The sequence below is a fragment of the Enterobacter sp. CCUG 70166 genome, assembly GCF_020224095.1.
Lineage (GTDB): Bacteria > Pseudomonadota > Gammaproteobacteria > Enterobacterales > Enterobacteriaceae > Enterobacter > Enterobacter intestinihominis.
Genome location: NZ_NRIQ01000054.1, coordinates 41,462 through 65,212, shown reverse-complemented (window position 1 = coordinate 65,212; position 23,751 = coordinate 41,462). Strand labels below are relative to the sequence as shown.

The 23,751-nt window shown below is 55.6% G+C and carries 18 protein-coding genes; 16 read left to right on the top strand and 2 right to left on the bottom strand.

Annotation, left to right across the window (positions count from 1 at the left end; translation table 11 throughout):
• Position 1 precedes the first annotated feature (1 nt).
• The 4 genes from pxpB to nei are packed head-to-tail and all read left to right on the top strand — an operon-like array spanning position 2 to position 3,121.
• Positions 2–658, top strand: a complete 657-nt coding sequence (gene pxpB / locus CKK19_RS21665) for a 5-oxoprolinase subunit PxpB (protein ID WP_022647457.1) — start codon at positions 2–4, stop codon at positions 656–658.
• Entirely contained in the window at positions 652–1,584 is a 933-nt protein-coding gene (gene pxpC, locus CKK19_RS21660) for a 5-oxoprolinase subunit PxpC (protein ID WP_022647458.1), read from the top strand. Before pxpB ends, pxpC begins: the two co-directional genes overlap by 7 nt.
• The gene (gene pxpA, locus CKK19_RS21655) at positions 1,571–2,311 is read left to right on the top strand and encodes a 5-oxoprolinase subunit PxpA (protein ID WP_058677420.1); all 741 of its coding nucleotides are present in this window, start codon (positions 1,571–1,573) and stop codon (positions 2,309–2,311) included. Before pxpC ends, pxpA begins: the two co-directional genes overlap by 14 nt.
• Before the next feature lie 18 nt (positions 2,312–2,329).
• Positions 2,330–3,121, top strand: coding sequence for an endonuclease VIII (gene nei / locus CKK19_RS21650; protein WP_063853875.1), 792 nt, complete (start codon positions 2,330–2,332; stop codon positions 3,119–3,121).
• Between the two features lie 84 nt (positions 3,122–3,205).
• Here the strand turns inward: nei and CKK19_RS21645 are convergent, their stop codons facing one another.
• Entirely contained in the window at positions 3,206–4,489 is a 1,284-nt protein-coding gene (locus CKK19_RS21645) for a citrate synthase (protein WP_006809584.1), read from the bottom strand.
• Positions 4,490–5,128: 639 nt separating this feature from the next.
• Here CKK19_RS21645 and sdhC point away from each other — a divergent pair.
• From sdhC to sucD, 8 genes are all read left to right on the top strand, one after another.
• Positions 5,129–5,533, top strand: coding sequence for a succinate dehydrogenase cytochrome b556 subunit (gene sdhC, locus CKK19_RS21640; RefSeq protein WP_026080740.1), 405 nt, complete (start codon positions 5,129–5,131; stop codon positions 5,531–5,533).
• On the top strand, positions 5,527–5,874 hold the full coding sequence (gene sdhD, locus CKK19_RS21635; protein WP_003858621.1) for a succinate dehydrogenase membrane anchor subunit: 348 nt from the start codon (positions 5,527–5,529) through the stop codon (positions 5,872–5,874). The genes sdhC and sdhD overlap by 7 nt, the downstream gene beginning before the upstream one ends.
• Positions 5,874–7,640, top strand: coding sequence for a succinate dehydrogenase flavoprotein subunit (gene sdhA, locus CKK19_RS21630; protein WP_023299611.1), 1,767 nt, complete (start codon positions 5,874–5,876; stop codon positions 7,638–7,640). Before sdhD ends, sdhA begins: the two co-directional genes overlap by 1 nt.
• 15 nt (positions 7,641–7,655) lie before the next feature.
• A complete protein-coding gene (locus CKK19_RS21625; protein ID WP_022647461.1) occupies positions 7,656–8,372 on the top strand; it encodes a succinate dehydrogenase iron-sulfur subunit in 717 nt (238 codons plus the stop codon).
• 238 nt (positions 8,373–8,610) lie between these two features.
• Positions 8,611–11,418, top strand: a complete 2,808-nt coding sequence (gene sucA / locus CKK19_RS21620; RefSeq protein WP_022647462.1) for a 2-oxoglutarate dehydrogenase E1 component — start codon at positions 8,611–8,613, stop codon at positions 11,416–11,418.
• 14 nt (positions 11,419–11,432) lie between these two features.
• Complete coding sequence (gene odhB / locus CKK19_RS21615) at positions 11,433–12,659, top strand: 2-oxoglutarate dehydrogenase complex dihydrolipoyllysine-residue succinyltransferase (protein WP_023299612.1); 1,227 nt, start codon at positions 11,433–11,435, stop codon at positions 12,657–12,659.
• 96 nt (positions 12,660–12,755) lie between these two features.
• Positions 12,756–13,922, top strand: coding sequence for an ADP-forming succinate--CoA ligase subunit beta (gene sucC / locus CKK19_RS21610; RefSeq protein WP_022647464.1), 1,167 nt, complete (start codon positions 12,756–12,758; stop codon positions 13,920–13,922).
• A complete protein-coding gene (sucD, locus tag CKK19_RS21605; protein WP_225455221.1) occupies positions 13,922–14,791 on the top strand; it encodes a succinate--CoA ligase subunit alpha in 870 nt (289 codons plus the stop codon). The genes sucC and sucD overlap by 1 nt, the downstream gene beginning before the upstream one ends.
• Positions 14,792–14,877: 86 nt before the next feature.
• On the opposite strand, the gene CKK19_RS21600 is transcribed toward sucD, so the two are convergent.
• Positions 14,878–15,594 (bottom strand): GntR family transcriptional regulator, encoded by a 717-nt coding sequence (locus tag CKK19_RS21600; RefSeq protein ID WP_022647465.1) that lies wholly within the window; start codon positions 15,592–15,594, stop codon positions 14,878–14,880.
• 171 nt (positions 15,595–15,765) lie between these two features.
• Here CKK19_RS21600 and mngA point away from each other — a divergent pair, with 171 nt between their 5' ends.
• The 4 genes from mngA to cydB all read left to right on the top strand — a co-directional run bounded on the left by mngA (position 15,766) and on the right by cydB (position 23,747).
• On the top strand, positions 15,766–17,682 hold the full coding sequence (mngA, locus tag CKK19_RS21595) for a PTS 2-O-a-mannosyl-D-glycerate transporter subunit IIABC (protein WP_023299613.1): 1,917 nt from the start codon (positions 15,766–15,768) through the stop codon (positions 17,680–17,682).
• A 23-nt stretch (positions 17,683–17,705) separates the two neighbouring features.
• Complete coding sequence (gene mngB, locus CKK19_RS21590; protein ID WP_063853877.1) at positions 17,706–20,342, top strand: mannosylglycerate hydrolase; 2,637 nt, start codon at positions 17,706–17,708, stop codon at positions 20,340–20,342.
• A 681-nt stretch (positions 20,343–21,023) separates the two neighbouring features.
• Positions 21,024–22,592 (top strand): cytochrome ubiquinol oxidase subunit I, encoded by a 1,569-nt coding sequence (gene cydA, locus CKK19_RS21585; RefSeq protein ID WP_023299615.1) that lies wholly within the window; start codon positions 21,024–21,026, stop codon positions 22,590–22,592.
• A gap of 15 nt (positions 22,593–22,607) precedes the next feature.
• Positions 22,608–23,747 (top strand): cytochrome d ubiquinol oxidase subunit II, encoded by a 1,140-nt coding sequence (gene cydB / locus CKK19_RS21580; RefSeq protein WP_225455220.1) that lies wholly within the window; start codon positions 22,608–22,610, stop codon positions 23,745–23,747.
• Positions 23,748–23,751 lie beyond the last annotated feature (4 nt).

The following is a 23,751-nucleotide window of genomic DNA, read 5'->3' as shown; positions in this document are numbered from 1 at the left end:
AGTGCAGCGAGCGCGTTGTTATCTTCTGGGTGAAACCGCGGTAGTTCTGGAGCTTGAGCCTCCGGTGACGCTTGCCACGCAAAAGCGTATCTGGCGTCTGGCTCAGCGACTGCCCGAGCTACCTGGCGTGGTTGAAGCTATTCCGGGTATGAATAATATCACCGTGGTGCTGCGTGATCCGCACACGGGGGCGCTGGATGCCATTGAGCGCCTGCAACGCTGGTGGGAGGAGAGCGAGGCGCTGGAGCCGGAATCGCGGACGATTGAGATCCCGGTTGTCTATGGCGGCAAGGGAGGCCCCGACCTTGGCGTCGTGGCCGAACACTGTGGATTAACGGAGAAGCAGGTTGTGGAGCTGCATAGCTCAGTCGACTATGTTGTCTGGTTTTTGGGATTTCAGCCGGGTTTCCCCTATCTGGGCGGGTTATCGCCCCAGTTGCATACGCCGCGCCGGGCTGAGCCGCGCCTGAGCGTACCGGCGGGCAGCGTGGCGATTGGTGGCGAGCAAACGGGAATTTATCCACTCGCCTCGCCGGGAGGCTGGCAGCTTATCGGGCACACGTCCACGCCGTTATTTGAACCAGGCCAGGACGCGCCCATACTCCTGCGTCCGGGGGATACCCTGCGCTTTATCCCGCAAAAGGAGGGGATATGTTAACGCTTATTCGCGCAGGGCTTTACACCTCGGTACAGGATGCCGGGCGTTTTGGGCTGCGTCAGTCGGGCGTGAGCTACTGCGGTGCGCTTGATCGTCCCTCGCTGGAGATTGCCAACCTGCTGGTAGGCAACGCCGGCAGCACGGCGGCGTTAGAAATTACGCTGGGTCAGTGCGTGATTGAGTTTGGTCAGGAAACCTGGTTTGCCTTAACCGGCGCGGGCTGTGACGCGACGCTGGACGGCAAAGCGGTGTGGACCGGCTGGCGCCTGCGGGCGAAAGCCGGACAGCGTCTGACGCTCAAGCGTCCTCTGCACGGCGTGCGCAGCTATCTTGCGGTGGCGGGAGGTATCGACGTGCCGGAGGTGCTGGGCTCATCCAGCACCGACCAGAAAGCGGGAATGGGCGGACATGAAGGACGGCTGCTGCGCGACGGCGATCGCCTGGCGATTAAGCCATCAGCGCGCCATTTCACCACCACGCAGGGCGTGAAGCAGCTGTTGTGGGGGAACCTGATCCGCGCCCTGCCGGGGCCGGAATATCATGAGTTCGATGAGGCCTCAAAAGAGTCTTTCTGGCGCTCGCCATGGAAGATCAGCCCGCAGAGTAACCGCATGGGTTACCGGCTTCAGGGCCAGCCGCTGACCCGCACGACTGACCGGGAGCTGCTTTCCCATGGTCTGTTGCCGGGGGTGATTCAGGTGCCGGGCAACGGCCAGCCTATCGTACTGATGAACGATGCGCAAACCACGGGAGGATATCCGCGTATTGCCTGCATTATCGAAGCGGATCGCTACCATCTGGCGCAAATTCCTCTCGGTCAGCCAATTCATTTTGTGCAGTGTTCGCTGGAGGAGGCGCTGAAAGCCCGTCAGGATCAGCAGCGTTATCTCGAACAGCTGGCGTGGAGGCTCGATGGTAAAGATTGATTTAAACGCCGATCTGGGGGAGGGCAGCAGCGCCGATGCGGCGCTGATGACGCTGGTCTCCTCGGTGAACATCGCCTGTGGGTTTCATGCCGGCGATGCGCAGACCATGCTGGCGAGCGTGCGCAATGCCGTGAAAAACGGCGTGGCGATAGGCGCTCACCCCAGCTTTCCGGACCGGGAAAACTTTGGTCGCACGGCGATGGATCTGCCGCCTGAGACGGTTTACGCGCAAATGCTCTACCAGATCGGCGCCCTGGAGGCGATAGTGCGCGCTGAGAAGGGCGTGTTGCGTCACGTCAAGCCGCACGGCATGCTCTATAACCAGGCGGCGAAAGATCCGGCGCTGGCGGATGCCATTGCCCGTGCGGTGCGGGACTGTAATCCGCAACTGATTCTGGTAGGCCTGGCGGGCAGCGAGCTTATTCGTGCCGGAGAACGGCTGGGGCTGACTACGCGGCAGGAAGTGTTTGCCGATCGGGGATACCTGCCGGACGGTAGCCTGGTTCCGCGTACGCAGGCCGGTGCGCTGATCACCGACGAAGGTAAAGCGCTGGCGCAGACGCTGGAGATGGTGCGCTTCGGGCGAGTAACCTCAACGGAGGGTACAACGGCAAACGTTCAGGCTGATACGGTGTGCTTACACGGTGACGGCGAGCATGCGCTCCAGTTTGCGCGACGCCTGCGGGCGGCGTTCTCGGAAGAGGGCATTGTTGTCAGCGCAGAATAATCATGAAAGGACAATAACATGCCAGAAGGTCCGGAGATCCGCCGCGCGGCGGATAGCCTGGAGGCGGCGATAAAGGGCAAACCTCTGACACACGTCTGGTTTGCCTTTCCTCAACTCAAACCGTTTGAATCGCAGCTGGTGGGACAGACGGTGACCCACATTGAAACGCGCGGCAAAGCGTTACTCACCCACTTTTCCCATAACCTGACGTTATACAGCCATAATCAGCTTTACGGCGTTTGGCGGGTGGTGGAGGCGGACGCGCAGCCGCAAACGACCCGCGTGCTGCGCGTGCGGCTACAAACGGCGGATAAGGCGATCCTGCTCTACAGCGCTTCTGATATCGAAATGTTAACGCCGGAGCAGTTGCTCACGCACCCGTTCTTACAGCGGGTTGGGCCGGACGTGCTGGATATGCGCCTGACGGCAAGCGATGTGAAAGCCCGGCTGTTATCGCCCACATTCCGCAACCGGCAGTTTTCCGGGCTGTTGCTCGATCAGGCATTTCTGGCGGGGCTGGGAAACTACCTGCGGGTGGAGATCCTCTGGGAAGTCGGGCTGGCGCCGCAGCACAAAGCGTCGCAGCTAAGCGATGAACAGCTGGAGGCGCTGTCCCACGCGTTGCTGGATATTCCACGGCTGTCGTACAACACGCGCGGCATGGTGGATGAGAACAAGCATCACGGGGCGTTGTTTCGCTTCAAGGTGTTTCATCGGGCGGGTAAAAAGTGTGAGCGGTGTGGCGGGATGATTGAGAAGGCGACGATCTCTTCCAGACCGTTTTACTGGTGTCCTGGGTGCCAGATGTAAAAAAGCCGGGTGGCGGCTACGCCTTACCCGGCCTACATCTCGCACTTGTAGGCCCGGCAAGCGAAGCGCCGCCGGGCGTGTTTTTTAGCGCTTAATATCAGACTTAAAGTCACGCTGCTCGTAGCCGGTATACAGCTGACGTGGACGGGCGATTTTCATGCCTTCGCTGTGCATTTCGTTCCAGTGCGCAATCCAGCCCACGGTACGCGCCATGGCGAAGATTACGGTGAACATGGAAGACGGAATGCCCATCGCTTTCAGAATAATGCCAGAGTAGAAATCGACGTTCGGGTAGAGTTTCTTCTCGATGAAGTACGGGTCGTTCAGCGCGATGTGTTCCAGCTCCATCGCCACTTCCAGCAGATCATCTTTGGTGCCCAGCTCTTTCAGCACTTCGTGGCAGGTCTCACGCATGACGGTCGCGCGCGGGTCGTAGTTTTTGTAAACACGGTGACCGAAGCCCATCAGACGGAAGGAGTCATTCTTGTCTTTCGCGCGGCGCACGAACTCAGGAATGTGCTCAACGGAGCTGATTTCTTCCAGCATCTTCAGTGCCGCTTCGTTCGCGCCGCCGTGCGCCGGTCCCCACAGGGAGGCGATGCCCGCAGCGATACAGGCGAACGGGTTCGCGCCGGAAGAGCCCGCGGTACGGACGGTAGAGGTCGAGGCGTTCTGTTCGTGGTCAGCGTGCAGGATCAGAATACGGTCCATCGCGCGTTCCAGCACCGGGTTCACTTCGTACTCTTCACACGGCGTGGAGAACATCATGCGCAGGAAGTTACCTGCGTAGGAGAGGTCGTTGCGTGGATACACAAACGGCTGACCGATAGAGTATTTGTAACACATCGCCGCCATGGTAGGCATTTTGGACAGCAGACGGAACGCCGCGATATCACGGTGACGTGGGTTATTCACGTCCAGAGAATCGTGGTAGAACGCCGCCAGCGCACCGGTAATACCGCACATGACCGCCATCGGATGAGAGTCACGACGGAACGCATGGAACAGACGGGTAATCTGCTCATGGATCATGGTGTGACGGGTCACGGTGGTTTTAAATTCATCGTACTGGGCCTGCGTCGGTTTTTCGCCGTTCAGCAGGATGTAGCACACTTCCAGATAGTTGGATTCGGTGGCTAACTGATCGATGGGGAAGCCGCGATGGAGCAGGATACCTTCGTCACCGTCAATGTAGGTGATTTTGGATTCGCAAGATGCGGTGGAGGTGAATCCAGGGTCAAAGGTGAATACCCCTTTGGAACCCAGCGTACGGATATCAATAACATCCTGACCGAGCGTGCCTTTTAGCACATCCAGTTCAATAGCATCATCACCATTTAGGGTGAGTTTTGCCTTTGTATCAGCCATTTACGGTCTCCTTAGCGCCTTATGCTTAAGACTGCGCTTTACCGGATTTGCTTTCAGCTGTTAATCATCGTTACCAGATTGTTATTTGGCTTACCGCTCAGCTCACGAGGAGAAACCAGGGTACAGAGCTATGGCGCCTTGCAGGTAAACGAATGAAATATCAGTGAAACAACAGCAAATCAGCGTTTTTGCAGTCCGAATTATTCAAACCTGTATATCACTAATAACTGTCCTGATAACTTCGGTCAATACCATCACACTGTTACATAACTATTTGTCAGGTGAAAGAGAGACCTCATAACTTTTGCGCATTATATGCCTTTTCTGATGACGTTTGTAACAATATTGTTTAACATTTGTCAAATCAGATGATTAAAAATTAAAAAGATGTTGTTATCGTGACCCCGATCACTGTTCCAGAGAAAACCCAACAAACTGTATGTAGGTTAATTGTAATGATTTTGTGAACGGCCTATACTGCCGCCAGGTCTCCGGAACACCCTGCAATCCCGAGCCACCCAGCGTTGTAACGTGTCGTTTTAGCATTTGGAAGCAATGTTTTGCATGACGCGCAGTTATAGAAAAGGAACGCTGTCTGACCCGCATCGCAGTCCGGAGGAAGGAAACAATAAGAACAGCATGTGGGCGTTATTCATGATAAGAAATGTGAAAAAACAAAGACCTGTCAATCTGGATCTCAAAACGATCCGATTCCCTGTAACAGCAATAGCGTCCATTCTGCACCGTGTTTCTGGTGTGATTACGTTTGTGGCGGTTGGTATCTTGCTGTGGTTACTGGGAACCAGCCTCTCATCTCCTGAAGGATTCCTCCAGGCCTCAGCCATCATGAACAGCTTCTTCGTGAAATTTATCATGTGGGGCATTCTGACCGCGCTGGCCTATCACGTGGTTGGCGGCGTTCGCCATATGCTGATGGACTTTGGCTACCTGGAAGAGACGTTCGAGGCCGGTAAACGTACCGCTAACATTTCATTTGTGATCACTGTCGTGCTTTCACTTCTCGCAGGAGTTCTCGTATGGTAAGCAACGCCTCCGCATTAGGACGCAACGGCGTACATGACTTCATCCTGGTCCGCGCTACCGCCATCGTCCTCACGCTCTACATCATCTATATGATCGGTTTCTTCGCCACTAGCGGCACACTGACGTGGGAAATCTGGAGTGGTTTCTTCGGATCGGCCTTCACCAAAGTGTTCACCCTGCTGGCCCTGTTCTCCATCCTTATTCATGCCTGGATTGGCATGTGGCAGGTGTTGACCGATTACGTTAAACCGCTGGCGATTCGCCTTCCGCTGCAACTGATTATTGTTGTTGCTCTGCTGGTTTACGTCATTTATGGATTTGTTGTGGTGTGGGGTGTGTAATGAAACTGCCAGTCAGAGAATTTGATGCTGTTGTGATTGGTGCGGGTGGCGCAGGTATGCGCGCCGCACTGCAAATTTCCCAGAGCGGCCAGACCTGTGCGCTGCTCTCTAAAGTATTCCCGACCCGTTCCCACACTGTGTCTGCGCAGGGCGGTATCACCGTTGCGCTGGGTAATTCCCATGAAGATAACTGGGAATGGCACATGTACGATACGGTAAAAGGTTCCGACTACATCGGTGACCAGGATGCCATCGAATATATGTGTAAAACCGGCCCGGAAGCGATTCTGGAGCTGGACCACATGGGTCTGCCGTTCTCCCGTCTGGAAAATGGCACCATCTATCAGCGTCCGTTTGGCGGCCAGTCGAAAAACTTCGGCGGCGAACAGGCGGCACGTACCGCAGCAGCGGCTGACCGTACCGGTCACGCTTTGCTGCACACCCTTTATCAGCAAAACCTGAAAAACCACACCACCATCTTCTCCGAGTGGTATGCGTTGGATCTGGTGAAAAACGCCGATGGCGCGGTGGTGGGTTGTACCGCACTGTGCATTGAAACCGGTGAAGTGGTCTATTTCAAAGCGCGCGCAACCGTGCTGGCCACCGGCGGCGCAGGCCGTATCTATCAGTCCACTACCAACGCCCACATCAACACCGGTGACGGCGTTGGGATGGCTATCCGCGCTGGCGTGCCGGTGCAGGACATGGAGATGTGGCAGTTCCACCCAACCGGTATCGCCGGTGCGGGCGTGCTGGTGACAGAAGGCTGCCGTGGTGAAGGTGGCTACCTGCTGAACAAACATGGCGAGCGCTTTATGGAGCGTTATGCCCCGAATGCGAAAGACCTGGCGGGCCGTGACGTGGTGGCGCGTTCCATCATGATCGAAATCCGTGAAGGCCGCGGCTGCGACGGCCCTTGGGGCCCGCACGCGAAGCTGAAACTCGACCATCTGGGTAAAGAAGTGCTGGAATCCCGTCTGCCGGGCATTCTGGAACTGTCCCGCACCTTCGCCCACGTCGACCCGGTAAAAGAGCCGATTCCGGTTATCCCAACCTGTCACTACATGATGGGCGGTATTCCGACCAAAGTGACCGGTCAGGCGCTGACCGTGAACGAGCAGGGTGAAGACGTGGTCATCCCTGGTCTGTTCGCGGTAGGCGAAATTGCCTGCGTATCCGTGCACGGCGCAAACCGTCTGGGCGGCAACTCCCTGCTGGACCTGGTGGTATTTGGCCGTGCGGTGGGGCTGCATCTCCAGGAATCTATTGCCGAGCAGGGCGCGTTGCGTGATGCGACCGACGACGAAATTGATGCCTCTCTTGAGCGCCTCAACCGCTGGAACGGCAACCGTAACGGCGAAGATCCGGTTGAAATCCGTAAAGCGCTGCAAGAGTGTATGCAGCACAACTTCTCGGTATTCCGTGAAGGTGACGCGATGGCCAAAGGGCTTGAGCAACTGAAAACGATCCGCGAGCGTCTGAAGAATGCCCGTCTGGACGATACCTCGAGCGAGTTCAACACCCAGCGCGTTGAGTGCCTGGAGCTGGATAACCTGATGGAAACCGCGTTCGCCACTGCGATGTCGGCAAACTTCCGTACCGAAAGCCGTGGCGCCCATAGCCGCTTCGACTTCCCGGATCGTGATGACGAAAACTGGCTGTGCCATTCCCTGTATCTGCCAGAGTCGGAAACCATGACGCGTCGTAGCGTTAACATGGAACCGAAACTGCGTCCGGCGTTCCCGCCGAAGATTCGTACTTACTAATGCGGAGACAGGATAATGAAACTCGAATTCTCAGTTTATCGTTATAACCCGGATGTAGACGATGCTCCGCGTATGCAGGATTACACCCTCGAAGCGGAAGAAGGTCGTGACATGATGCTGCTGGATGCTTTAATCCAGCTGAAAGAAAAAGATCCTACGCTGTCGTTCCGCCGCTCCTGCCGTGAAGGGGTATGTGGCTCTGACGGTGTAAACATGAACGGCAAAAACGGTCTGGCCTGTATCACGCCAATTTCAGCGCTACAGCGTGCAGGCCAGAAAATTGTCATCCGTCCTCTGCCTGGCCTGCCGGTCGTGCGTGATTTGGTGGTGGACATGGGGCAATTCTATGCACAATATGAGAAGATTAAGCCTTACTTATTGAATAATGGGCAAAATCCACCCGCTCGCGAGCACTTACAGTCGCCTGAGCAGCGTGAAAAACTCGATGGGTTATACGAGTGTATTCTCTGTGCATGCTGTTCAACGTCATGCCCGTCATTCTGGTGGAACCCGGATAAATTTATCGGCCCTGCGGGTCTGCTGGCTGCCTATCGCTTCCTGATCGACAGCCGCGATACCGAAACCGAGAATCGTCTGGAAGGGTTAAGTGACGCTTTCAGCGTATTCCGCTGCCATAGCATCATGAACTGCGTCAGTGTGTGTCCTAAGGGGCTGAACCCGACGCGCGCCATCGGCCATATTAAGTCGATGTTGTTGCAGCGCAGTGCGTAAGTAACAACGCCGGATGGCGCTGCGCTTATCCGGCCTACGTAACAGTAGGCCCGGTAAGCGTAGCGCCACCGGGCAAATTGCAGAAACCTTTAAAAACTGCCCTGAAGTTTAGACAGTTTCTAAAGGTTCCTTCGCGGGCCAAATGAAAAGAGCTCGCAGGTGAACCCCGGCACGTACACGTGGTGTGCGTGGTAGTTTCTACGGCGAAAGTAAGCATAAAAATGCTTAAGGGATCACGATGCAGAACGGCGCAATGAAAGCCTGGCTGGACTCTTCTTACCTCTCTGGTTCAAACCAGAGCTGGATAGAACAGCTCTATGAAGACTTCTTAACCGATCCTGACTCAGTGGACGCAAACTGGCGTTCCATGTTCCAGCAGTTGCCTGGTACAGGGGTCAAACCGGATCAATTCCATTCAAAAACACGTGATTATTTCCGTCGTCTGGCGAAGGATGCCTCACGTTACTCTTCTGCGATTTCCGACCCTGACACCAATGCGAAGCAGGTAAAAGTCCTGCAGCTTATCAACGCTTATCGCTTCCGTGGTCACCAGCATGCGAATCTCGATCCGCTGGGACTGTGGCAGCAGGAACGTGTAGCGGATCTCGATCCGGCTTATCACGATCTGACCGAGGCCGATTTCCAGGAAAGCTTTAACGTAGGTTCCTTTGCCATCGGCAAAGACACGATGAAACTGGGCGATCTGATTGATGCGCTCAAGCAAACCTACTGCGGCTCCATCGGCGCGGAATATATGCACATTACCTCCACCGAAGAGAAACGCTGGATCCAGCAGCGTATCGAATCCGTGGCGGGTCACGCGAATTTCTCAGCAGACGAGAAAAAACGTTTCCTGAGCGAACTGACGGCAGCCGAAGGCCTTGAGCGCTATCTGGGCGCGAAATTCCCGGGCGCAAAACGCTTCTCACTGGAGGGCGGCGATGCGTTAGTCCCGATGCTGAAAGAGCTGATTCGTCATGCCGGTAAGAGCGGCACGCGCGAAGTGGTGCTGGGCATGGCGCACCGTGGCCGTCTGAACGTGCTGGTTAACGTGCTGGGTAAAAAACCGCAGGATCTGTTCGACGAATTTGCGGGTAAACATAAAGAGCACCTCGGCACCGGTGACGTGAAGTATCACATGGGCTTCTCGTCAGATATCGAAACCGAGGGCGGTCAGGTTCACCTGGCGCTGGCGTTTAACCCGTCGCACCTGGAAATCGTCAGCCCGGTGGTTATCGGTTCCGTGCGTGCGCGTCTGGATCGTCTGGACGAGCCGAGCAGCAATAAAGTGCTGCCAATCACCATTCACGGTGATGCGGCAGTCACAGGGCAGGGCGTGGTTCAGGAAACCCTGAACATGTCGAAAGCGCGTGGTTATGAAGTGGGCGGTACCGTTCGCATCGTAATCAACAATCAGGTGGGCTTCACCACCTCTAACCCGCTGGATGCGCGTTCTACCCCGTACTGCACCGACATCGGTAAAATGGTTCAGGCGCCAATCTTCCACGTAAACGCGGATGACCCGGAAGCCGTTGCTTTCGTTACCCGTCTGGCGCTGGACTTCCGTAACACCTTTAAGCGCGACGTGTTCATTGACCTCTTCTGCTACCGCCGTCACGGCCACAACGAAGCGGATGAGCCAAGTGCAACCCAGCCGCTGATGTACCAGAAAATCAAAAAACACCCGACGCCGCGTAAAATCTATGCTGACAAGCTGGAAAGCGAAAAAGTGGCGACGCTGGAAGATGCGACCGAAATGGTCAATCTTTATCGCGACGCGCTGGACGCGGGTGAATGCGTGGTCAAAGAGCTGCGCCCAATGAACATGCACTCCTTTACCTGGTCGCCGTACCTCAACCACGAGTGGGACGAGAGCTACCCGAACAAGGTTGAGATGAAGCGTTTGCAGGAGCTGGCTAAACGCATCAGCACCGTGCCGGAAGCGATCGAGATGCAGTCCCGCGTGGCCAAGATCTATGGCGACCGCCAGGCCATGGCGGCGGGTGAAAAGCTGTTCGACTGGGGCGGCGCGGAAACGCTGGCCTATGCGACGCTGGTTGACGAAGGTATTCCGGTTCGTCTGTCCGGTGAAGATGCGGGTCGTGGCACCTTCTTCCACCGTCATGCGGTTGTACACAACCAGTCTAACGGTTCAACCTATACTCCGCTTCAGCACGTGCATAACGGTCAGGGCCAGTTCAAGGTCTGGGACTCCGTGCTGTCAGAAGAAGCGGTTCTGGCCTTCGAATACGGCTACGCCACCGCAGAACCTCGCACCCTGACTATCTGGGAAGCGCAGTTCGGTGACTTCGCCAACGGTGCGCAGGTCGTCATCGACCAGTTCATCTCCTCCGGTGAGCAGAAGTGGGGCCGTATGTGTGGTCTGGTGATGTTGCTGCCGCACGGCTATGAAGGGCAAGGGCCGGAGCACTCCTCCGCGCGTCTGGAGCGTTATCTGCAACTCTGCGCCGAGCAGAACATGCAGGTCTGCGTGCCGTCCACCCCGGCTCAGGTGTACCACATGCTGCGTCGTCAGGCGCTGCGCGGTATGCGCCGTCCGCTGGTGGTCATGTCGCCAAAATCCCTGCTGCGTCATCCGCTGGCGGTTTCGAGCCTGGATGAACTGGCTAACGGCACCTTCCTGCCAGCCATCGGTGAAATTGACGAGCTGGATCCGCAGGCCGTTAAGCGTGTCGTAATGTGTTCTGGTAAGGTTTATTACGACCTGCTGGAACAGCGCCGTAAGAACGATCAGAAAGATGTCGCCATCGTGCGTATCGAGCAGCTTTATCCGTTCCCGCATCAGGCGATGCAGGAAGTGCTGAAACAGTACGCTCACGTTCATGATTTTGTCTGGTGCCAGGAAGAGCCGCTCAACCAGGGCGCATGGTATTGCAGCCAGCATCATTTCCGTGAAGTGATTCCATTTGGGTCTGCCCTGCGTTATGCAGGTCGCCCGGCCTCCGCCTCTCCGGCGGTAGGGTATATGTCCGTTCACCAGAAGCAGCAACAAGATCTGGTCAATGACGCGCTGAACGTCGATTAATTAAAGGATACATAATGAGTAGCGTAGATATTCTTGTTCCCGACCTGCCTGAGTCCGTAGCAGATGCAACCGTCGCCACCTGGCACAAAAAACCAGGCGACGCGGTAACCCGTGACGAAGTGCTGGTAGAAATCGAAACTGACAAAGTGGTACTGGAAGTACCGGCTTCAGCGGATGGCATTCTGGATGCAGTCCTGGAAGACGAAGGTACGACCGTGACTTCTCGCCAGATCCTGGGTCGCCTGCGTGAAGGCAACAGCGCGGGCAAAGAGTCCAGCGCGAAATCTGAAGAGAAAGCGTCTACCCCAGCCCAGCGCCAGCAGGCGTCTCTGGAAGAGCAAACCAATGACGCGCTCAGCCCGGCGATCCGTCGCCTGCTGGCTGAGCACAGCCTCGATCCGGCAGCCATCAAAGGTACCGGCGTGGGTGGCCGTCTGACTCGCGAAGATATCGACAAGCATCTGGCAAAAGCGCCTTCAGAGGCGAAAGCGGAAGCGAAAGCCCCTGCGGCAGCACCAGCGGCACAGCCAGCTCTGGGCGCACGTAGCGAAAAACGCGTGCCGATGACCCGCCTTCGCAAGCGCGTGGCCGAGCGTCTGCTGGAAGCGAAAAACTCCACCGCGATGCTGACCACCTTCAACGAAGTCAACATGAAGCCAATCATGGACCTGCGCAAGCAGTACGGTGACGCGTTTGAAAAACGTCACGGTATCCGTCTGGGCTTCATGTCCTTCTACGTGAAAGCGGTAGTTGAAGCGCTGAAACGCTACCCGGAAGTGAACGCGTCTATCGATGGCGATGACGTGGTTTACCACAACTACTTCGACGTCAGCATGGCGGTTTCTACCCCACGTGGCCTGGTCACCCCGGTTCTGCGTGATGTGGACACCCTGGGTATGGCTGACATTGAGAAGAAAATCAAAGAGCTGGCCGTGAAAGGCCGCGACGGCAAGCTGACCGTTGAAGACCTGACTGGCGGTAACTTCACCATTACCAACGGTGGCGTGTTCGGCTCGCTGATGTCTACCCCGATCATCAACCCGCCGCAGAGCGCGATCCTGGGTATGCACGCCATTAAAGATCGTCCAATGGCGGTAGACGGTAAAGTTGAGATCCTGCCGATGATGTACCTGGCGCTCTCATACGATCACCGCCTGATCGACGGCCGCGAGTCCGTAGGCTTCCTGGTTGCCATTAAAGAGCTGCTGGAAGATCCAACGCGTCTGCTGCTGGACGTTTAGTAACTATTTAGCATCACCTGCCCTGTAGGCCGGATAAGCGTAGCGCCGGTCTACAGGTTTGAAGATAACGATTACCCTGAAGGATGGATAGAACACATGAACTTACATGAATATCAGGCCAAACAGCTGTTTGCCAGGTCAGGCTTACCGGCTCCGGTGGGTTATGCCTGTACTACCCCGCGTGAAGCAGAAGAAGCCGCATCTAAAATCGGTTCCGGCCCGTGGGTAGTTAAATGTCAGGTTCACGCTGGTGGCCGTGGTAAAGCGGGCGGTGTGAAGGTTGTTAAGAGCAAAGAAGAGATCCGTGCGTTTGCTGAACATTGGCTCGGCAAGCGTCTGGTAACCTACCAGACAGATGCGAATGGCCAGCCGGTCAACCAGATCCTGGTTGAAGCGGCAACCGACATCGCGAAAGAATTGTACCTCGGCGCAGTCGTAGACCGTAGCTCCCGTCGCGTGGTGTTCATGGCATCTACCGAAGGCGGCGTGGAAATCGAAAAAGTGGCGGAAGAGACCCCGCACCTGATCCACAAAGTGGCAATCGATCCGCTGGCGGGCCCAATGCCTTACCAGGGACGTGAGCTGGCGTTCAAACTGGGTCTGGAAGGCAAGCTGGTTCAGCAGTTCACCAAGATCTTCATGGGGCTGGCGACCATCTTCCTGGAGCGCGATCTGGCGCTGATCGAGATCAACCCGCTGGTGATCACCACCCAGGGCGACCTGATCTGCCTCGACGGCAAGCTGGGCGCTGACGGCAACGCGCTGTTCCGCCAGGCGGATCTGCGCGAAATGCGCGACCAGTCTCAGGAAGATCCGCGTGAAGCGCAGGCTGCCCAGTGGGAGCTGAACTACGTGGCGCTGGATGGCAACATCGGCTGCATGGTTAACGGTGCGGGCCTGGCAATGGGCACCATGGACATCGTTAAGCTGCACGGCGGTGAGCCAGCGAACTTCCTCGACGTGGGCGGTGGCGCAACCAAAGAGCGCGTAACCGAAGCGTTCAAAATCATTCTCTCTGACAGCAACGTAAAAGCGGTTCTGGTGAACATCTTCGGCGGTATCGTACGTTGCGACCTGATCGCCGACGGTATCATCGGCGCGGTAGGAGAAGTGGGCGTTAACGTTCCGGTTGTTGTACGTCTGGAAGGGAATAACGCTGAACTCGGCGCGAAAAAACTGGCTGACAGCGGCCTGAATATAATTGCAGCGAAAAGTCTGACGGATGCAGCTCAGCAGGTTGTTGCCGCAGTGGAGGGGAAATAATGTCCGTTTTAATTAATAAAGATACCAAGGTTATCAGCCAGGGCTTCACCGGTAGCCAGGGGACTTTCCACTCCGAACAGGCGATTGCCTACGGTACGCAGATGGTTGGCGGCGTAACGCCAGGTAAAGGCGGCACCACGCACCTGGGCCTGCCGGTGTTCAACACCGTGCGTGAAGCAGTAGAAGCGACGGGCGCAACCGCGACCGTGATCTACGTTCCAGCGCCGTTCTGCAAAGACTCTATTCTGGAAGCGATCGACGCAGGCATTAAGCTGATCATCACCATTACCGAAGGTATCCCGACGCTGGATATGCTGACCGTGAAGGTGAAGCTGGACGAAGCAGGCGTGCGCATGATCGGTCCGAACTGCCCAGGCGTCATCACCCCGGGCGAATGCAAAATCGGCATCATGCCGGGCCACATTCACAAACCGGGCAAAGTGGGCATCGTGTCCCGTTCCGGTACCCTGACCTATGAAGCAGTTAAGCAGACCACCGATTACGGCTTCGGCCAGTCCACCTGCGTGGGCATCGGCGGTGACCCGATCCCAGGCTCTAACTTCATCGACATCCTGAAGCTGTTCCAGGAAGATCCACAGACCGAAGCGATCGTGATGATCGGTGAGATCGGTGGTAGCGCGGAAGAAGAAGCGGCTGCTTACATCAAAGATCATGTGACCAAGCCGGTGGTGGGTTACATCGCGGGTGTGACCGCGCCAAAAGGCAAACGTATGGGTCACGCGGGCGCGATTATCGCTGGTGGTAAAGGTACGGCTGATGAGAAATTCGCAGCACTGGAAGCCGCAGGCGTGAAAACCGTTCGCAGCCTGGCGGATATCGGTGAAGCACTGAAATCCATCATTAAGTAAGTCCTCTCTGCTCCCCGAATGGGGCGCGTTGAAGTATAAAAAAATGTCCGTTTCGACATGGTTGGCCGCTGTAAAGCGGCCTTTTTTTATTGTCTGCGTTTAGCCACCAGAGTGAATTTATAGTCGTCGGTATTAAACACGTTGCGACTGTATTCAAATACCCGGCCGTCTTTAAGGAAGCCGCGGGAAACTTTTTCAAGAATTGGTTTTGCCGGATCGAGCGCCAGGGCGGCAATCGCCTCGTCCGATGGCATGACTGGCACCAGCTCCTGCTCGCTGCGATCGATAACCAGCTTTTTGACCTGCTCAATGTAATGGTATTTCGACTGTTCCATCACTTCCCAGGTGAGGTCGGGGAACATCGCCAGCGGCATCCATGTCTCTTCCAGATTCACCGGCTTTTCCCTGATGAAGCGTACGCGCTTGACGTGCCAGACCTTATCATCCGGATTGAGCGCCAGTTTTGCCGCGAGCCGCTCATCGGCTTTCACCACTTCGAAGACGCTGACGTCGCTGTGCGTATCAACGTTGCGATCCGCCAGTTTTTCGTAAAAGCCGGTAAGCTGATAAATATCGTAATTCACCCGCTCCTCTTTTACATACGAGCCGCTGCCCTGAATGCTTTCGATGATCTGCTCGTCGGCGAGCAGCTTCAAAGCCTGCCGCACGGTGACACGGCTAACGTTAAATGCCTCCTGAAGGCTGGATTCCGTCGGCAGCGCGTCTCCGGGTTTTAATTCCCCGGCGTTAATCTTCTCGCGGAACGCATCGGCGATCTGCCGGTACATCGGTTTATTGCCCATTTTGTCGCGCCTTTTTAATACCTTTTTAGGGGAATTATGCCTTCAGTGACTGATTTGTAAATAATACAAATTAAATACAAATATCGTTGTTAGTGAAAATGATCACATAAATGTATTATCCAGTCTGCCACAATCCTCTCCAGACAATAACTTTGGATAGGTGAGGATCTTATGAACCTGACGACTCTGACCGACCCCCGTGCTGTCTGCGTGCAGGCGCAGTTTACCAGCCGTGATGAGGCAATCCGTCAGCTTGCGACGCGGCTGGTAGCGTTGGGCAAAATAGCCGACGCCGATACGTTTCTGGCAGAGGTTTTCCATCGCGAATCGCTTGGCCCGACGGCGCTGGGCGAGGGGCTGGCCGTACCCCATGGTAAATCAGCGGCAGTAAAGGAAGCGGCTTTTGCCGTGGCAACACTGCGCGAGCCGCTGGCCTGGGAAGGCGTGGACGGACCGGAGGAGGTCGAGCTGATTTTTTTGCTCGCCATTCCTCCCGCACAAGCGGGATCAACGCATATTCAGGTGCTGACGGAACTGACGTCCCGCCTGGCGGATGACGATCTCAGGGCGCACGTGATGACGGCGACCAGCGCGGAAGCGGTGCTTGCTGCGCTGGAAACGGCGCCTGAGGCGCAAGAAACCGCCGTCGCAGAGAATGCCCCGACGATCGTCTGCGTTACCGCCTGTCCGGCCGGGATCGCCCATACCTACATGGCAGCGGAATATCTCGAAAAAGCGGGACGTAAGCTCGGCGTCAATGTAGTGGTCGAAAAGCAGGGGGCAAACGGTATTGAGGGGCGCATCACCGCGCAGCATTTGCAGGAGGCAAAAGCGTGTATCTTCGCGGCGGAAGTGGCGATCAAAGAGCGTGAGCGTTTTCAGGGGATCCCCGCCATTTCCGTGCCCGTCGCGGAACCCTTGCGCCATGCGGAAGCGCTCATTGAGCGTGCGCTGGCGCTACAGCCTGTATCCGATGCGCGTCCTGCGCACGTCGACACGGACGCGAAAAAGTCCGTTAAAACCGAACTCAAGCAAGCGCTGCTCAGCGGTATCTCCTTTGCGGTGCCGCTGATCGTCGCTGGCGGCACGGTGCTGGCCGTGTCGGTACTGCTGGCGCAAATCCTGGGCTTGCAGCACCTGTTCGATCAGGAAAACTCGTGGCTGTGGATGTACCGCAAACTGGGCGGTGGGATGCTCGGCATTCTGATGGTCCCTGTTCTGGCGGCCTATACCGCTTACTCGCTGGCGGATAAACCTGCGCTTACGCCGGGCTTTGCGGCGGGCCTTGCCGCCAATATGATCGGCTCCGGCTTTCTGGGGGCCATCGTCGGCGGGCTGATTGCGGGCTACCTGATGCGCTGGGTGAAAAACCACATCCGGCTGAGTAGCCGCTACAACGGCTTTCTGACCTTTTATCTCTATCCGGTGATTGGCGTACTGGGCGCAGGCAGCCTGATGCTGTTTGTGATCGGCGAACCGGTGGCCTGGATCAATAACGCTCTGACCGCCTGGCTTAATGGTCTCTCCGGCGCGAACGCGCTGCTGCTGGGGGCGATCCTGGGCTTTATGTGCTCGTTCGATCTGGGCGGTCCGGTCAACAAAGCCTCTTACGCGTTCTGTCTGGGCGCGATGGCCAACGGCGTATACGGGCCTTATGCGATCTTCGCCTCCGTCAAAATGGTTTCGGCCTTTACCGTGACGGCATCAACGATGCTGGCTCCGAATCTGTTTAAACAGTTCGAAATTGAGACCGGCAAATCCACCTGGCTGCTGGGGCTGGCGGGCATCACCGAAGGGGCAATTCCGATGGCTATCGAGGATCCGTTGCGAGTCATCGGCTCATTTGTTCTGGGGTCAATGGCGACCGGAGCGATTGTCGGAGCGATGGGTATTGGGCTCTCCACCCCGGGCGCGGGCATTTTCTCTCTCTTCTTACTGCATGATGCCGGGCTGGGCGGCGTGATAGCCGCTGCCGGCTGGTTTGGCGCCGCGCTGGTGGGCGCCGCAATCTCTACGCTCATTTTACTGCTCTGGCGACGCCAGGCCGTGAAGAGCGGTACCTACGTGACTGAAGACATACCATCCTAAACACGCACTGACAGGAAACGAAGATGAAAGCTGTATCTCGCGTTCATATCACGCCACATATGCACTGGGACCGGGAGTGGTACTTCACCACCGAAGCGTCACGTATTCTTCTGGTCAATAATATGGAAGAGATCCTCACCCGTCTTGAGCAGGACGCAGAGTATAAATACTACGTTCTCGACGGCCAGACGGCGGTGCTGGAAGATTATTTTGCCGTGAAACCGGAAAACAGGCCACGCGTGAAGGCGCTGGTGGCGGCCGGGAAGCTGATTATCGGGCCGTGGTATACCCAGACGGACACCACCCTTGTCTCCGGCGAGTCGATTGTGCGCAATCTGATGTACGGCATGCGCGACTGTCTGGCCTTTGGCGAGCCGATGAAAATTGGCTATCTGCCGGACTCCTTCGGCATGTCTTCCCAGCTGCCACACATTTACAACGGTTTTGGCATCACGCGCACCATGTTCTGGCGCGGGTGTTCCGAGCGGCACGGTACCGATAAAACCGAATTTCTCTGGCAAAGCCAGGACGGCAGCGAAGTGACGGCACAGGTGCTGCCGCTGGGCTACGCGATTGGTAAGTACTTACCGGAGGATGAAGCCGGACTGCGCAAACGGCTCGACAACTACTTCGAGGTGCTCGAAAAAGCCTCCGTGACGAAAGAAATTTTGCTGCCTAACGGCCATGATCAGATGCCGCTCCAGCAGAACATATTTGCGGTGATGGATAAGCTGCGCAAAATCTACCCGCAGCGTCAGTTTGTGATGAGCCGCTTCGAGGAGGTGTTTGACCATATCGATGCGCACCGAGATGAACTGGCGACGCTGAAAGGGGAATTTATTGACGGTAAATATATGCGGGTGCACCGGACGATCGGCTCCACGAGGATGGACATCAAAATCGCCCACGCCCGGATAGAGAATAAAATCGTCAACGTCCTTGAGCCGCTGGCTACGCTTGCCTGGACGCTGGGCTTTGACTATCACCACGGCTTGCTGGAAAAAATGTGGAAAGAGATCCTCAAGAATCACGCCCACGACAGTATCGGCTGCTGCTGCAGCGATAAAGTGCATCGCGAGGTGATGTCACGCTTTGAGCTGGCGGAAGACATGGCCGATAACCTGACGTGCTTCTATATGCGCAAGATTGTCGACAACATGCCGCAGAGCGAGGAAGACAAACTGGTGATGTTTAACCTCACGCCCTGGCCGCGTGAGGAAGTGATTAACACCACGATACGTCTGCGCGCCAGCCAGTTCCGCCTGTTGGACGAAAAGGGAAATGAAATCCCTTATTATCTCCGCAGCGCGCGTGAGATAGACCCCGGGCTGATTGACCGGCAGATAGTGCATTACGGCAACTACGATCCCTTCATGGAGTTTGACATCCAGCTCAAACAGATCCTGCCATCTATGGGTTACCGCACGCTCTATATCGAGCCGCACGTGGCCGGCAAACTGCAGACGCCAGATAAATCGCCGGAGGCGTTACTGGAAAATGCTTTCTGGGAAGTAACGTTAAACGAGGACGGTACTTTGCGTCTGCTCGATAAAGCGTCCGGGCTTATCTATGACCGCGCGCTGGAAATTGAAGAGAGCTCGGATGATGGCGATGAGTACGACTACTCGCCTTCACGGGAAGAGTGGAGACTCTCTTCCGCGCAGGGCGAACATGAGGTTGAGGTGATCCACGAGGCCTGGCAGAGCAGGGCGGTGATCCGCCATCGAATGGCGGTGCCAGCGGATCTCGCTGAACGTTCTGCGCGTCAGCAGACGGGAACGCTTGAGGCAGAACTCACGGTCACGCTCAGCCATAACAGCCGACGTATCGACGTCAAGGCACGTCTCGGAAATCACGCGGATGACCACCGTGTGCGGGTGCTGATCCCGACACCATTCACCACAGAGACGGTCTTAGCCGATACCCAGTTTGGTTCGCTGACGCGCCCTGTACAGGATGAAGCGATGGCAAACTGGCAGGAGGAGGGATGGAAGGAAGCGCCGCTGCCGGTGTGGAATCTGCTCAACTACGCGGTGCTCCAGGAACGGCGTAACGGGATGGCGCTATTTACCGAAGGGTTGCGCGAATTTGAAGTAACAGGTGAGCGTCAAAACACGTTTGCCCTGACGTTGCTTCGCGGCGTCGGGTTGCTTGGGAAGGAAGACTTACTTCTGCGCCCTGGCAGACCGTCCGGGATCAAAATGCCGGTGCCTGATTCGCAGATGCGGGGCCAGTTAACCTGTCGCTTTAGCCTGTTCAGTTTTAATGGTACGCCCGTCAGTGCTGGCGTTGCGCAGCAGGCGAAGTCGTGGTTAACGCCAGTGCACTGTTATAACAAAATTCCGTGGGATGCGATGAAGCTTAACCGTGCCTCTTTCACCACACCCTGTAGCTATAGCCTGCTAACGCTGGCGCCTAACGGATGTGTACTCAGTGCGCTGAAAAAAGCGGAGGATCGTGACGAGATGATTCTTCGTCTGTACAACCCTTCGGAGACCCGCTCCTGTGACGTGGCTTTGTCTGTGAACCGTGAGGTCCAGGCCTGTTGCGAAACGGACATGAATGAGGTGTGCAAAGCGCAAGGGGAGGAGGGCTCAGCCATTACGGGGTCTTTCAGGCCAGGCCAGTCACGCACCTTCAGCATAAAAATTGAAAGGTAATCTCAAGAACAATATCAAGGCCGCATCCCCTGCGGCCTTTATTTCATCAAATAGTCACCAAAGGGTGTTAATTTTAAGATTAGCGAAGGTGAATGAAATGTAATCTTTTAGGCGGGTAGTAAAGCGAAAGAAAAATACTGTGAAGCGGATAACATTATATGTTTCTCTCCCTGCAAAAAGGTCTTTTTTCACACGCGTTAATAAAAATCACAACTGTTTATATTATCTTCTGGCTTTTATAACCATTAATGCCTTTAAATATACATGTTATTAACAAGGTTTTTACTATCCATGTCACAAAGAAACATCATTAACAGTACCGGCTGTTTTTGATTTAAATCAATGTTTAATCCTTGGAAAAAGGCTCCAAAAGGCGTTAAATTGTTCCCGATCAAAATGGCCGAAAAGTGGTAATTTTGCTATAAATTGATCGCCGTCGAAAAACGTAAATCTGTTCGAATAAAAACCTGTTTATTGTAAGGGTTTTGCAGCGTATTATATTTACGGGATCAATTTGGTTTTTTCTTAACGTATTTGTAACCTTTCATCATTGCTTTTTCCTCCTGTAGAGAATAAGCAACGAAGAAGGGAAGCAGATAACTTTGTATTGGGGCATGCGTGTGGATCCTTATCTAACGGGGTTCACTCTCGGAGTCTTCATGCGATGAGCAAGGAGTCATAATGTTAGACGTAGTCGAACTGTCGCGCTTACAGTTTGCCTTGACCGCGATGTACCACTTCCTTTTTGTGCCGCTGACGCTCGGTATGGCGTTCCTGCTGGCCATCATGGAAACGGTTTACGTCCTCTCCGGCAAACAGATTTATAAAGATATGACCAAGTTCTGGGGCAAGTTGTTTGGTATCAACTTTGCGCTGGGCGTGGCAACCGGTCTGACCATGGAGTTCCAGTTCGGGACAAACTGGTCTTACTATTCCCACTATGTAGGGGATATTTTCGGTGCGCCGCTGGCCATTGAAGGTCTGATGGCCTTCTTCCTCGAATCCACCTTTGTAGGTCTGTTCTTCTTCGGTTGGGACCGTCTGGGTAAAGTCCAGCATATGGCGGTAACCTGGCTGGTGGCATTAGGCTCCAACTTGTCCGCACTGTGGATCCTGGTGGCGAACGGCTGGATGCAAAACCCAATCGCATCTGATTTCAACTTCGAAACCATGCGTATGGAGATGGTCAGCTTCGCTGAGCTAGTCCTGAACCCGGTTGCCCAGGTTAAATTCGTGCACACCGTGGCGTCTGGCTATGTGTGCGGCGCGATGTTCGTGCTGGGCATCAGCTCCTACTATATGCTGCGCGGCCGTGACTTCGCGTTCGCCAAGCGTTCTTTCGCTATCGCAGCAAGCTTCGGTATGGCCGCGATTCTGTCCGTTATTGTTCTGGGTGATGAATCCGGTTACGAAATGGGTGACGTGCAGAAAACCAAACTCGCCGCAATTGAAGCTGAATGGGAAACCCAGCCGGCACCGGCAGCGTTTACCCTGTTCGGCGTGCCTGACCAGGACGCGCAGGAAAACCGCTTCGCCATTCAAATTCCTTACGCTCTGGGTATTATCGCCACGCGCTCCGTCGACAAACAGGTGACTGGCCTGAAAGATCTGATGGTGCAGCATGAAGAGCGTATCCGTAACGGGATGAAAGCCTACTCGCTGCTGGAACAGCTGCGCGCCGGCTCTACCGACCAGGCCGTTCGCGATCAATTTAACGACGTGAAGAAAGACCTCGGTTACGGTCTGCTGCTGAAACGCTATACCCCGAACGTCTCCGACGCGACGGAAGCGCAGATTCAGATGGCAACCAAAGACTCTATTCCACGCGTTGCGCCGCTGTACTTCGCGTTCCGCATCATGGTGGGTTGCGGCATTATCATGCTGCTGATCATCGCGGCCTCGTTCTGGTCAGTCATTCGTAACCGTATCGGTGAGAAAAAATGGCTGCTGCGCACCGCGCTGTACGGTATCCCACTGCCATGGATTGCTATCGAGTCCGGCTGGTTTGTTGCGGAATATGGCCGTCAGCCATGGGCGATCGGTGAGGTGCTGCCAACAGCGGTAGCGAACTCCTCCCTGACTGCAGGCGACCTGATCTTCTCCATGCTGCTGATTTGCGGTCTGTACACCCTGTTCCTGGTGGCTGAACTGTTCCTGATGTTCAAGTTCGCGCGCCTTGGCCCAAGCAGCCTGAAAACCGGTCGCTACCACTACGAGCAGTCTGTTACGACTACTCAGCCGGCACGCTAAGACAGGAGTCATCAAATGATCGATTATGAAGTATTGCGTTTTATCTGGTGGCTGTTGATCGGCGTTCTGCTGATTGGTTTTGCGGTCACCGATGGTTTCGATATGGGGGTGGGCATGCTCACCCGTTTCCTCGGTCGTAATGACACCGAGCGTCGAATCATGATCAACTCCATCGCCCCGCACTGGGACGGTAACCAGGTGTGGCTGATCACCGCAGGCGGCGCGCTGTTCGCTGCCTGGCCGATGGTTTACGCGGCTGCGTTCTCCGGCTTCTATGTGGCGATGATTCTGGTGCTGGCCTCTTTATTCTTCCGTCCGGTAGGTTTTGACTACCGCTCCAAGATTGAAGACACCCGCTGGCGTAACATGTGGGACTGGGGCATCTTCATTGGTAGCTTCGTTCCACCGCTGGTCATTGGTGTGGCGTTCGGTAACCTGTTACGGGGCGTACCGTTCCACGTCGACGAATATATGCGTCTGTTCTACACCGGTAACTTCTTCCAGCTGCTGAATCCGTTTGGTCTGCTGGCGGGCGTGGTGAGCGTGGCGATGATCGTCACCCAGGGCGCAACCTATCTCCAGATGCGTACCGTGGGTGAACTGCACCTGCGTTCCCGTGCGACCGCTCAGGTGGCGGCGCTGGTGACGCTGGTCTGCTTCGCGCTGGCAGGCGTGTGGGTCGTGTACGGTATTGATGGCTACGTGGTGACCTCCGCCATTAACCATACCGCACCGTCTAACCCGTTGACCAAAGAGGTGGCGCGTCAGGCTGGCGCATGGCTGGTGAACTTCAACAATATGCCTGCGCTGTGGGCTATCCCTGCTCTGGGTGTGCTGCTGCCACTGCTGACAGTGTTAATGTCTCGTCTGGAGAAAGGCGCTATGGCGTTCGTGTTCTCTTCCCTGACGCTGGCGTGCATTATCCTGACGGCAGGTATTGCTATGTTCCCATTCGTGATGCCATCCAGCACCATGATGAATGCTAGCCTGACCATGTGGGATGCAACGTCCAGCCAGTTGACGTTGAACCTGATGACGTACGTTGCTTGCGTGTTCGTGCCGATTATCCTGCTCTACACCGCCTGGTGTTACTGGAAAATGTTCGGTCGCATCACTAAAGAACATATCGAAAGCAACACCCACTCTATGTATTAAGTAA

Bases quoted from the DNA above. Each gene is read 5' to 3' on its own strand.
- pxpC (WP_022647458.1), top strand. From the start codon at position 652: ATGTTAACGCTTATTCGCGCAGGGCTTTACACCTCGGTACAGGATGCC.
- pxpA (WP_058677420.1), top strand. From the start codon at position 1,571: ATGGTAAAGATTGATTTAAACGCCGATCTGGGGGAGGGCAGCAGCGCC.
- nei (WP_063853875.1), top strand. From the start codon at position 2,330: ATGCCAGAAGGTCCGGAGATCCGCCGCGCGGCGGATAGCCTGGAGGCG.
- CKK19_RS21645 (WP_006809584.1), bottom strand. From the start codon at position 4,489: ATGGCTGATACAAAGGCAAAACTCACCCTAAATGGTGATGATGCTATT.
- sdhC (WP_026080740.1), top strand. From the start codon at position 5,129: ATGTGGGCGTTATTCATGATAAGAAATGTGAAAAAACAAAGACCTGTC.
- sdhD (WP_003858621.1), top strand. From the start codon at position 5,527: ATGGTAAGCAACGCCTCCGCATTAGGACGCAACGGCGTACATGACTTC.
- sdhA (WP_023299611.1), top strand. From the start codon at position 5,874: ATGAAACTGCCAGTCAGAGAATTTGATGCTGTTGTGATTGGTGCGGGT.
- CKK19_RS21625 (WP_022647461.1), top strand. From the start codon at position 7,656: ATGAAACTCGAATTCTCAGTTTATCGTTATAACCCGGATGTAGACGAT.
- sucA (WP_022647462.1), top strand. From the start codon at position 8,611: ATGCAGAACGGCGCAATGAAAGCCTGGCTGGACTCTTCTTACCTCTCT.
- odhB (WP_023299612.1), top strand. From the start codon at position 11,433: ATGAGTAGCGTAGATATTCTTGTTCCCGACCTGCCTGAGTCCGTAGCA.
- sucC (WP_022647464.1), top strand. From the start codon at position 12,756: ATGAACTTACATGAATATCAGGCCAAACAGCTGTTTGCCAGGTCAGGC.
- sucD (WP_225455221.1), top strand. From the start codon at position 13,922: ATGTCCGTTTTAATTAATAAAGATACCAAGGTTATCAGCCAGGGCTTC.
- CKK19_RS21600 (WP_022647465.1), bottom strand. From the start codon at position 15,594: ATGGGCAATAAACCGATGTACCGGCAGATCGCCGATGCGTTCCGCGAG.
- mngA (WP_023299613.1), top strand. From the start codon at position 15,766: ATGAACCTGACGACTCTGACCGACCCCCGTGCTGTCTGCGTGCAGGCG.
- mngB (WP_063853877.1), top strand. From the start codon at position 17,706: ATGAAAGCTGTATCTCGCGTTCATATCACGCCACATATGCACTGGGAC.
- cydA (WP_023299615.1), top strand. From the start codon at position 21,024: ATGTTAGACGTAGTCGAACTGTCGCGCTTACAGTTTGCCTTGACCGCG.
- cydB (WP_225455220.1), top strand. From the start codon at position 22,608: ATGATCGATTATGAAGTATTGCGTTTTATCTGGTGGCTGTTGATCGGC.